This window comes from Plesiocystis pacifica SIR-1 (assembly GCF_000170895.1).
Lineage (GTDB): Bacteria > Myxococcota_A > Polyangia > Nannocystales > Nannocystaceae > Plesiocystis > Plesiocystis pacifica.
In genome coordinates this window covers 108,334-119,562 of record NZ_ABCS01000022.1, presented here as the reverse complement: position 1 = coordinate 119,562, position 11,229 = coordinate 108,334, and the positions used below count along the sequence as shown (strand labels likewise).

Annotated in this window: 6 protein-coding genes; 2 read left to right on the top strand and 4 right to left on the bottom strand. The window is 70.8% G+C overall.

Translation table 11 applies throughout. The annotated features are described in order from the left end of the window. The first annotated feature begins 127 nt into the window (after window positions 1-127). The gene (locus PPSIR1_RS13980) at window positions 128-2,071 is read left to right on the top strand and encodes a hypothetical protein (RefSeq protein ID WP_086001311.1); all 1,944 of its coding nucleotides are present in this window, start codon (window positions 128-130) and stop codon (window positions 2,069-2,071) included. Window positions 2,072-2,152: 81 nt separating this feature from the next. Here PPSIR1_RS13980 and PPSIR1_RS13975 read toward each other — a convergent pair whose 3' ends face one another. The 4 genes from PPSIR1_RS13975 to PPSIR1_RS13960 all read right to left on the bottom strand — a co-directional run bounded on the left by PPSIR1_RS13975 (window position 2,153) and on the right by PPSIR1_RS13960 (window position 6,842). Next, window positions 2,153-2,632: a hypothetical protein gene (locus PPSIR1_RS13975; protein WP_157595531.1), complete on the bottom strand. Its 480-nt coding sequence runs from the start codon at window positions 2,630-2,632 to the stop codon at window positions 2,153-2,155. Window positions 2,633-2,683: 51 nt separating this feature from the next. Then, window positions 2,684-3,082 carry a hypothetical protein gene (locus PPSIR1_RS13970; RefSeq protein WP_006971732.1) on the bottom strand — a complete coding sequence of 133 codons (399 nt, stop codon included), beginning with the start codon at window positions 3,080-3,082 and terminating at the stop codon, window positions 2,684-2,686. Between the two features lie 108 nt (window positions 3,083-3,190). Next, window positions 3,191-6,178, bottom strand: coding sequence for a protein kinase domain-containing protein (locus PPSIR1_RS13965; RefSeq protein WP_006971731.1), 2,988 nt, complete (start codon window positions 6,176-6,178; stop codon window positions 3,191-3,193). Between the two features lie 19 nt (window positions 6,179-6,197). Continuing rightward, on the bottom strand, window positions 6,198-6,842 hold the full coding sequence (locus PPSIR1_RS13960) for an RNA polymerase sigma factor (RefSeq protein WP_006971730.1): 645 nt from the start codon (window positions 6,840-6,842) through the stop codon (window positions 6,198-6,200). A gap of 448 nt (window positions 6,843-7,290) precedes the next feature. Between PPSIR1_RS13960 and PPSIR1_RS50150 the strand changes: the two genes are divergently transcribed. Next, window positions 7,291-11,211, top strand: coding sequence for an eCIS core domain-containing protein (locus tag PPSIR1_RS50150; protein ID WP_006971729.1), 3,921 nt, complete (start codon window positions 7,291-7,293; stop codon window positions 11,209-11,211). Window positions 11,212-11,229: the final 18 nt, after the last annotated feature.

The following is an 11,229-nucleotide window of genomic DNA, read 5'->3' as shown; positions in this document are numbered from 1 at the left end:
CTCCCTTTCCGTGTTGGTTTGACTCGCGCCGCGGAGCCTTCAAAAGCTTCGCGGCGTGAATGATTGGGGATCCAGCCCATGCAATTCGACACGTATGATCCGGAGAGAATTCCTTGGAGCGCTATCCATGAAACGCAACATCGCTACCCGATTTGGCCTTGGTACGGCTTGTTCTCTGTCTCTGATCCTCGCCGCGTGTGGCGACCCTTGCCTCGACGACGGCCTCGGCAAGGGGGAGTGCGTGCCCGCGGGCAACGCCGACGAGGTCGGCTCGGAGGAGACCGACGAGACGGCGGACGAGACCGCCGAAGGCACGATGGAGGACGACACCGAGACCGGGACCGCCGACCAGGGCACGACCACGGAGACGGAGACCGACACCGGCGATCCCGAGACCTACTGCGCCGACGACGACATGGACGGCTACGGCGACCCCGAGGACTGCGAGGAGGTGCCCGCGGGCGAGGACCCGCCGGCGGGCAGCGTGCCGCAGTCCAACGGCGAGGACTGCGACGACGACGACGCGAACACCTTCCCAGGCGCGGCGCCCAACGACGACCCCGAGGCGTGCATGACCGACGCCGACGGCGACGACTTCGGCGACGAGATGCCCAGCAACTCCAACGCGGTCCCGGGCTCGGACTGCAACGACACCAGCGCGAACACCTTCCCGGGGGCGGCGCCCAACGACGACCCCGACGCGTGCATGCAGGACGAGGACGACGACGACTACGGCGACTCGGCCCCGGTCGGCACGACCATCCCCGGGACCGACTGCAACGACGCCGACGCCAACGTGTTCAACTGCACGCTGTGGTGCGAGGACGCCGACCAAGACGGCGCCGGCGGCCAAAACTGCGTCGAGGTGGTCCCGGGCGAGGAGCCGCCCGAGGGCTACGTCGAGGGCGACAACGACTGCCTCGACGACAACCCCGACGTCTACCCGGGCGCGGCGGAGCAAGAGCCCGAGCTGTGCACCGCCGACATCGACGACGACGGCTACGGCGACATGAACGCCGAGATGACCTACCCCGGCTCGCAAAACGGGACGGACTGCGACGACTCGAGCGCGACGACCTTCCCTGGGGCGGCGGAGATCGACGATCCGAACGCGTGCATGTCGGACGCGGACGACGACGGCTGGGGCGAGAGCAACCCCGGCATGGGCGTGGCCCCGGGCAACGACTGCGACGACGGCGACGCGGCCCGGGTGGTCTGCCCCGACGCCGTCCCTGGCTGCGTCGACACGACGGTCGGCGGGAGCGCGGACCTGATGGCGACGGCCTTCGGCGGAGACGGGAACTACACCTTCGCGTGGACCCCGGCGGACACGCTGAGCGACCCGAACATCCCGAACCCGGTGGCGATGCCGACGGACATCACGACCTACACGGTCACGGCGACGGACGGCCTGGGCAACATGGGCACGGACGACCTGACGGTGCACCTGACGGACAAGTCGTGGATCCTCGGCGGCGTGCCCGAGGCCGAGTGCGAGGCGGTCGGCTTCCTCGGGGCCCCGGCGGCGCACAGCTTCTCGGCGGACGGGACCACGACCTGCACGACGAGCAACTCGGACCCGACGGCCTACATCTGCCCCATCGTCCACGAGTCCGTGCGCATCACCGGCACCATGTCCGTGAACACCACCTCCGACGACGACTGGATGGGCTTCGTGTGGGGCTGGCAGAGCGAGGACCAGTTCTACATGTTGGGCTGGAAGCAGGCCAACCAGGGCTGCGGCAACGCGGGCATCGTGGTCAAGCTGGTCGACCGCCAAGACGCCTACACCGGCAACGACTTCGCCTGCGACGCGGACACGCCCAACGTCACCGTGCTGATGGACCAGTCCGAGACGACGACCGCCGGCTGGATCGACAACCGGGTCTACGACGTCGAGGTGCTCTACGACACGACCCAGACGGAGATCACGATCACCGACACCTCGAACAGCCAGGTCGTCGCCAACTTCACGGTGGTCGACGACACCTACCCCAGCGGGCAGTTCGGCACCTACGACTACTCGCAGCAGGCGGCCTGCAACGGGCCGTGGCAGTCCAGCTGCCTGTGAGCCGCTGAGTCGTGGGCGGCGTGGGGCAGGGAGCGTCGCACAGAGACAGGGGAGCCGTGGAGCTCCCCTGTCTTCGTCGCGCTATCGGCCCTCGCACAGGTCTTCGAGCATCCACTCGAGCTGCATCAGCTCGACGATGTCGCCGTCCTCGTCGGGGTAGACCCGACGGTAGATCCGCTGGACCTCGCCGTTGCCGATCTCCTGGTCCAGGAAGTGCGCGCGGCACAGGGCCGCTCGGCCCAGGGTGGCCGACTCGGCCGCGACCAGCACGGACTCGAGGATGCGCAGGCTGAGCCCATTGTCGGCCCCGCACTCGGGGCACTGCCACAGCAGCAGGAACCACAGATCGTCGAGCCGCTCGAGCTCGCGGAGCCCAGCTCGAAAGCCGGAGCGGCGAATCGAGACGGCGGAGTCGGGGAGGACGATCGTGTCGCCGAGGGTGTAGGCGCGCCCCGTGTTCCGCTTGGGCAGGATGGTCTCGATGCTGTGCTCGTCGGTCGCCTGGAGGCGCAGCCCGCAGGCCTCGCAATGCCGCGGGAGTCGGAGCCGATCCACCATCACGGGGTCAGGGTACCCCTCGCCCGCGCGTTGGGGCGAGGGGCAGCGCGGTGCTCAGCAGGTGCAGCCGGGGGCCGAGCCGGGGTCGGCGTACTGCCCCGTGCCGTCCTTGTTGATGATCTTGATCTTGGGGTCGTGCCAGCGGCCGCGTTTTTTGGTGTCGGCGTGGACGCAAAAGGCTTGCCAGCTCCCCTGGCCCTCGGCCGGCAGGGCGTAGATGCGGTCGTTGGAGTCCCCGCTGCCCGAGGAGCCGCAGTCGCGCCAGACGCCGCGGTGGATCGACACGCGGACGTGGGTGTAGACCGTGCTGCCGCCGTTGTGGGTGCCCTGGTCGAAGGTCAGGACCAGGGGGTCGCGGTCCTCCTCGGCCGAGGGGATGCCGGGGTAGCCCCAGGTGAGGTCGGAGCTCGTGGAGCCGATGGTGAGGTCGACGTCGAAGTAGGTGTTGCTCATGGTTGTGTGTCCTGGATGGGGTCACCGGCCTCTTGGCCGGCGTGTCCTGGACCGAGTGTCCAGGGTGTGGGTGTCGGATCCGAATTGGCTGGAGCTCGAGGGCGCGGGTCATGGGGCGACGGTCGCAGCGACGGCGGCCCGGTCCTCGAGGCCGAGCTCGGTGAACGCGAGCTCGGCCGCCTGGGCGAGGGCGCGGGCCCGCTGCGGGTTGGGGTCGGGCTCGAGCAAGGCGGCGCGGGCGAGGGCCAGGCGGGTCTCGGCCAGCTCGATGGGCTCGTCGCCGTTGCGCTCGAGCAGGGCGCGGGCGGCCTCGAGGTCCCGGCGAGCGCCCGCGATCTCCCCGAGCTCGAGCCGGGCTTGACCCCGGGCCTTGAGCGGCACGCCGAAGTAGGGGTGGTCCTCGGGCAGGGCGCGGGCGAGGGTGTCGAGGGCGAGGGTGAAGGCGGCGGCGGCCTCGTCCACGCGGCCCAGGCCGAGCAGGGACTCGCCGATGTTGCTGTGCAGCAGGCCGAGGGCGTCGCTGTCGGGGCCGAGCACGCGCTCGAAGGTCGGCAGGGCGGTGCGGTAGCTGAGCAGGGAGCCGTCGAGGTCCCCGGTGTAGAAGCGGACCACGCCGAGGGCTTCGTGGGCGCGGGCGGTCTGCATGTGGTGCTCGCCGTGGTGGCGGCGGAGCACGGGCAACAGGCCCTCGATGGTCGCCTCGGCGGCCTCGAAGTCGCCGGTGCTGAGGTCGATCTTGGCGAGCACGAAGCGCACCTGGGCGGACTCGAGGGAGTCGGCGCCGAGGCTCGCGTCGGTGATCTGGCGGGCCCGGTCGAGGCGCGCGCGGGCGGCCTCGAAGTCCCCGCGGTCGAGGGCGAGGACGCCGAGGTTGTACTCGAGGTCCGCGAGCAGGAGGTTGCGGTCGCCCCAGCGGGCGCGCAGCTCCTCGATGAGCTCGAGGTAGATGGCCTCGGCGAGGTCGAAGCGCCCGAGCTGGCGGTTGAGGTTGGCCTGCTGCTGGCGCAGCGAGGCGCGCTGGCTGGGCGCGGCCTCCAGCGTCGCGGCGCGCTCGAGGGCCGCCTCGATCTGCGCGAGCGCCCCCTCGTAGTCGCCGGCTTGCTCGAGCAAGCGCGCGCGGGCGGCCAGCAGGGGCAGGGCGCGCTCGTCCTCGGGCTGGCCCAGGCGGGCGAGGGCCAGCTCGGCGTCGTCGATGAGCCAGCCCTCGAGGGTCGGCTTGGACAGGTCGCCCGCGGCGTTGCGGGCCATGTCCACGCGCAGCTCGGCCTCGAGGTTGAGCAGGCCCTCGCGCTCGGCGACGGCCGCGGTCTCGCGCATGCGCTCGACGGCTGAGCTGACGTCGGTCAGGGCCAGGTTGCGGGCCTGCTCGCCGCGCGCGGCGAGGGTCAGGGGCAGGTGGTCGAGCTGGTCGACGTGGGCGAGCACGCCGGCGATCTTGGCCTGGGAGCGGTCGACCTCGCCGGCGCGGCGCAGGGCCTCGGCCTCGGACAGGCGCTCGTAGTCGTCGAGGATCGCCGCGCGCAGCTCCGGCGCGTCGGGCAAGGGGTGAGGCGCGTCGAGCAGGGCCGCGTGGGCGCACTCGTCGAGGCGGGGGAGGGCGCCGAGCATGTCCTCGGCCTTCGACAGCAAGGGGGCGTCGGCGCCCACGAAGGTCCCGACCACGCCGGCGAAGGCCCGGCGCTGGCGCTCGAGGCAGGCCGTGCGGCGATCGAGCAGCGCCGTCGACTGGGTGCCCTCGACGTGGGTCGCCCGGCACGAGCGCTCGCGCTGGTCGAGCCAGCCCGTCGACCACTCGTCGAGGGCCAGGCTGACCGTCGCCGCGCTGGTCTGGGCGTAGGGCTTGCCCGTGGCCGTGAAGGCCTGGCTCAGCTCCGCTTGGATCTGTGCGTCCCAGGTGCCCGCGAGGGCGTCGTCGTCGAGGGCGCAGGGATCGCCGCGCTCCGTGGCCAGCAGACCGACCCCCACGCCGACGGCCAGGGCGAGGGCCCCGACCCCGCCGATCAGCGCCGCGAGCTTGCGCTTGCGCGGCCGCGCGAGGGGCCGCTCGAGCTCGCGCAGCAGCGGCTCCATGCTCGGCCAGCGATCCTCCGGGTCGGCCTCGAGCCCGCGGATGATGGCCTCGCGCAGGCGCTGGGGCAGGGCGGCGTTGCGCGCGGGCTTGGTCAGGGTGCCGTCGCAGATGGCCGCGAGCAGCTGGTCGCCGCGGCGGGCCGGGAAGGGGTGCACGCCGTAGAGCGCGGCGTAGAGCGCGACGCAGAAGCTGAACTGATCGCTGCGCGCGTCCCCTCGTCGGGCGCGCCACTGCTCGGGGGCCATGAAGCGCGGCGTGCCGACGAGGGCCCCGGGCGCGGTCAGGGTCGAGACGGTCGAGCGCAGCAAGCTGGCGCTGGCGCTGGGCAGCTCGGCGTCGGGCTGGGAGCCGGAGTCGCCGGACTCGAGGCTCGAGCGCAGCCTCGAGCCCGAGCCCGAGCCCGAGCTGGAGTCGGTGACGCGGGCCAGGCCAAAGTCCACGATGCGCACGCGCCCGTCCTCGCCGAGCAGCACGTTGGCCGGCTTGAAGTCGCGGTGGGCCAGCCCCGCCCGGTGCACGGCCGCGAGGCCCTCGCCGGCGGCGATGAAGCGCGCGAGGATCTCGAGGGCGCCCCGGGGCTGGCTGAGCCAGGCGGCGAGGTCCTGGCCGCGGATGAACTCCATGGCCACGAAGATGCGGCCGTCGACGGTGCCGACCTCGTAGATCGGCACGACGTTGGGGTGGGACAAACGAGCGGCGCTCTGGGCCTCGCGCAGCAGCCTCTGCTCGGCGACGGCGCTGGCGCTGCGCTCGGGCCGGACCAGCTTGAGGGCGACCTTGCGGTCGAGGTCCGGGTCGTAGGCGGCGTAGAGCTCCCCCATGCCGCCGGCGCCGATGAGCTCGAGGAGCACGAAGCGGCCGAGGCTCACCGAGGCCTCGGGCTTGGCGAACAGGCGCGAGAACACCTGCTCGCGGCGCAGCGTCCCCGCGAGGTTGTCCGCGGGGGGCGGCGCTGCGGCGGGAGCTGAGGTCGACGCCGATCCCCCCGAGGCGTCGATGGACGCGGTGCTCTCGTCGAGGTTCATGGCGCGCTCGGGGCCCCGCTCAGGCTCGAGAGGGCGTGTGTTGAAGCTCGGCCCCGCACGCCCGGGCCCAGTCCTCGAGCCGCGTCACGGTGCTCTCGAGCAGCGCCGGCGAGCGGGCGATGCTGGCCATCGCCGCCTCCAGGGCGTCGCGGGCTCGCTGCAGCCGGCTGCGCACCGTCGCCGCCGGCACCGAGAGCACCGCGGCGATCTCTCGGGTCGAGAGCTGCTCCCAGTAGTGGAGCTCGAGCACGACCTGATAGTTGACGGGGATGGCCCGGAGCCCCTCGAGCAGCAGGCGTTGTTCCTTGTGCGCGGCCACGACGGCGCTGGGGCTGGGCTCGAGCTCGACCAGCGAGGTGTCGTCGAGGTCGACCTGCACGCCCTCGCGGTATCGCCCGCGCAGGTGCTTGCAAAACACGTTGTAGGCGACGCTGAGCATGTAGCCGCGAAAGCGGCTGGGGTCATGGACGCGATCGCGCCCCTCGACGCAGGCCATGAAGGTGTCCTGGACCAGGTCAGCGACCCGCTCGGGCCCGACCTTGTTCAAAAAGAAGCGCTCGACCAAAGTGTAGTAGCGGGCGAACAGCTGCTCCCCCGCCGCGCCCTCGCCCTCGCGCCAGGCGTCGAGGAGCTCCGCGTCGTTCGCGTGTGGGGTCGCGGACATTGGGACTGATGATAGGAACTGGCAGTCACCCTGTCACCGGCTGCGCGTCTGGGCCCGGCAGCGGGCGTGGACGGGCGCCCACGGCCCTGGGGCTCGATGTTTCACCCAGAGTGCACTTTCGCGGGCGGGCGAACTTCGCGATCGGGGGCGCAGTCGGGACGCGATCGAGTTGGACTCGGAGCCGGCGCTGGGTTCCTCCGCGGGGTGGGTAGGGTGTTCTGACTCGCCGAGTCGTGGGCGCCACCGGGGCGGATGTGCGGGTCGGGTGGCGCCAAGAGCCACCGGCTCGCGCGCCGGCGCGAGGCCTGCGGGCGCCGGCCGCCCTGGAGGTCGGTGCATCTTTCGCAGGAAAAAGGTCTGCTGAATCTGCAAGCAGAGTGTCGTGATTTGAATGGTAGGATTTTCTCGACGCAGAGCCGCGCGGGCGCGGAGCTGCGGGTTGGAAGTCATGGCGACGGCGACGGTACATCGAGGGGACACGGCGCGAGCGGGGGGGGACCGCTCGAGCGCGCGCGCGGGTCGAGAGGCGAGCGAGGAGCTCGGGGGCGAGGGGGAGGCGCTGCTGCGCTCGGGGCCCAACGGCGTGGCGGTCCGCTCGCTCCAGGCCATCGCCGCGGACAGTCCCCAAGATCGCGGCGGCTCGGCGCTGGCGTCGATGATCCAGCGCAGCGCCCAGGTCCAGCGGAGCGTCGGGCTGCAGCGCCTGGCCGCGGGCTCGGTCAGCGAGGCGCAGGTCCAAGAGCGCGCGAGCGCGGGCGTCCGCGGCCCCGGCGGCCCGCTGCCGCACCTGCGGACGATCCAGCGGGCCTTCGGGCCCTACGAGGTCGGCGGGGTCCAGGCCTACTCGGGCTCGGCGGCCCAGCGAGCGAGCCGGAGCATCGGCGCGCAGGCCTACGCGACCCAGGGCCGGGTCGCCTTCGCCTCGGCCACGCCTTCCCTGCACACGGCGGCCCACGAGGCCGCGCACATCGTCCAACAGCGCGCCGGGGTCCAGCTCGAGGGCGGGGTCGGCAGCGAGGGCGACCCCCACGAGCACCACGCCGACGCGGTCGCCGACGCGGTCGTGCGCGGGGAGTCGGCCGTGCCCTTGCTCGACCGCTACGGCGAGCGGGGGCGCGGGCAGACCTGGCAGCCGCAGCCGCAGACGCAGGCCCAGGTCCAGCGCAAGATGGGCCTCGAGTTCGAGCTGCTCACCGGCTTTGGCAAGGGCCAGATGCTCGAGGTCGACGTCACCGGGCGCGAGCGCAAGGTGATCAAGCCGCTCAACGGCAAGAAGGAGGAGGTCGACACCTCCAACCGCCCCGAGCTGAGCAAGGAGGAGCTCGACAAGGAGCGCACCAACACGCCGAACTCCGGCCGCATGTTCCACTGGCGCGAGAAGTTCGAGGGCTACGACTGGGTGGGGACCTCGGTCCGGGGCACCCGCAGCCACGGGCGGCTGCTCTACCTGCCGGAGGAGGGCGGCTACCACGTCGAGCTCGACGGCGACCACATCGAGTTCATCACCTCCGCGGTCAACGAGACCGAGACCGGCTTCGCGCGCCTGCTCGAGATCACCGAGGCCATGTACGACAAGATGCGGGAGTGGCACGAGACCCGCCACGTGTACTTCTTCCCCGCGGAGGAGCGCATGTACGCGGCCTACATGTATCGCTGGCGCGCCGGCGGAGGGGTCAAGGCGGTGCCCCACGCGACCGTCGGCGTCGACCTCAAGAAGATGACCAAGTTCCTCAGCACCCTGGCGCCGCGCAGCGACCAGGAGGTGGGGCGCAAGGGCCTGGACAAGGTCGGCTCCATGGGCTTCTCCCGCGGGGGGGACGACAAGGGCATGCTGCAGGCCCAGGCCATGCAGCGCATGCAGCCCATCTACCGGGCCCTGCTCGAGGACGACGAGCTGCTGTCGACGGCCAAGGGCTACATCTCGCTGTGCCTCACGGACCTGGCCTGCGTCTACTACGTGCGCCGGGTCAAGTACGCCAAGGACCTGCTGGCGGTCATGCAGCGCACCCGGCTGAGCGACCTGTTCCTGACGCTCTCGCCCAAGGCCAGGCGGCAGGTCGAGTGGTGCTTGCTGAGCAAGGACTCGCCGATCCGCCGGATGATGCTCGGCAAGCTCGGCGGCGAGGAGCTGGCGACCACGGCGACCACGATCGGGGAGCAGCTGCCCGTGTCGATGCGGGCGCTGACCGTCGCGCAGATGTTGGTGATGTTCGCCCGCGGGATGGATCCCTTCGTGGAGACCTCGACCGCGCGCACGCAGATGTCCCAGCTGTCGATGAAGACCAAGACCATGGTCACCGCGGGCAAGACCTGGGGCGAGCAGTTCCACATCTCTCGGCCCACGGACGTGGGCACGGGCACGGACAACCCCAAGGACGAGCAGCGCACTGGGGCCATCGTCGAGCTGCGCCGGCCGCCGCTGTGCAAGACCAAGGAGGACTGGCTGCGCATCCCCACGACCCTCGCCGACACCATGCGCGCGCTCGGCAAGGACGAGGGCCCCAAGAAGAAGGAGAGCAAGGAGGAGCTGAGCCTCGACGCGCCCGTGCTCGAGCCGCGCAAGGGCCCGGAGCCGAAGATGCGCAACATCTGGAAGGACCTGCGCCTACCAGAGATTCCCTCGACCAAGCCCAAGCGCAAGCACAAGAAGAAAAAAGAGGACGAAAAGAGCGACGTGTCCGGGCCCCCGAAGGGGCCGAGCAAGGACGGAGGGCACGAAGAGGACAACCACGGGGTCCAAAGCGGCCTCCAGCAGCGCGTCAACGAGGTCAAGGAGCTGCTCGCGCACAGCTGCCCGAAGCGGCACCACGACATCATCATCGAGGCCATCGGCCTCGACACCATCGACGTGATCGGGGCGGGGACCGTCGGGGTGGTGTGCGCCGCGGCCATCGCCGCAGGCATGGACAGCGCCGAGCGCTTGCGGCCGCTCGCCGCGATGGCGCGCAGCAACCATCAGGTCTGGGAGTTCCTCGAAGATCTCGCGATCCAGGGCCGGATCGCGTCGGCCTTCGAGGCCGTGACCCAGGAGGACGAGTTCGCCATGAACGGCTACCGGGCGCGGGTCACCGACACGCTGATCGACGCCTACCTCGCGGACTTGCCAGACCGGACCGCCTTCCTCGCGGAGGTCGAGGGCGAGGCCCTCGCCCGCGCCATGCAGGTCCACGCCGTGGTGTTCACGGCCCTCGAGGGCCACTCGCGGCCCTTCTTCTACGACGAGGAGACCGGCGCCTACTACCGGGAGGTCGGCCAGACCCTCGCCGACGGCAACTGCCTGATCCACGGCTACTACCAGATCCTCGAGAACCGCAACGCGACGCCCATCGAGGTCCGCCGGGCCCGGAGCATCCTCGGCGCGCACATCAACCGCGGCGGCCTGCGCATCCAGATCGAGTCCTACATCGCGGCGCGCCTGATCGGCGATCCCATCGCGGGCTTCGGCGCCCGCTTCCGCGCGCTGGTCAACCGCGACCCCAACATCAAGGCCCTCGACCAGCAGCGCCTCAAGGAGCTCGACCTCGAAAAGTCCGTGGTGAGCGAGGACGTCGACATCGACGTCCTCTACTCGATCGGGATGCTGTCCAAGAAGGACGAGAGCGAGAAGCTCGCGCCCAAGGTCGAGAGCGTGGGGCTGGGCTCGGGCAAGCACGACGGGGTGCTGAGCAAGGAGATCAAGGGCAAGAAGAAGGAGAAGAAGAAGCTGCCCAACTTCGACGCGCCCATGGGCTACCAGCGCATCCGCCAGATGCGGACCTACGGCGTGCACCAGCAAAACGGGGGCCGCAACGGCTTCCTCGTCCACGTCGACGACAACCACTACATCCACGTGGTCCTCGCGGGCGCGCTGGACCTCGTGTCCGAGAGCGAGTCCTCCGACGAGGAGTCCTCCGACGAGAAGAAGGTGGGCAAGCCGCCCAAGCTGCCGCCCAAACCCAAGGCGCCGCCCAAGCCCAAGGGCGTGACCTTCGAGTCGCCGCCCAAGTCGAAGGAGACGGGCTCCAAGGACAAGCACGGGAGCAGCAAGCCCAAGCACCTGCGCAAGCACAGCCGCTCGAAGTCCAAGCGCAAGGTGCCCTTCCACGTGCGGCGTCAGGGCACGCTGGCCCGCATGAACATCGAGTTCGGCTCGCGCTCGCGGGAGACCCAGCGAGAGGTCCGCAACATCGTCCAGGGCCTGGCGCCCACGAAGGTGCTCGGCTCACACCACGACCTCGACGAGTTCGTCGTCCACTGGGCCCACCGCGTGTTCAAGGGCGAGTTCGGCAGCATCTCGGAGTGCGAGAAGGAGTACTTCAACGGGTCGAAGACCGACGCGCTGATCCTCGCGCTCAAGCAGGCGATCCGCCGGGCGAGGCTAAAGGGATAATTGTTCTGAGCGGAGGCG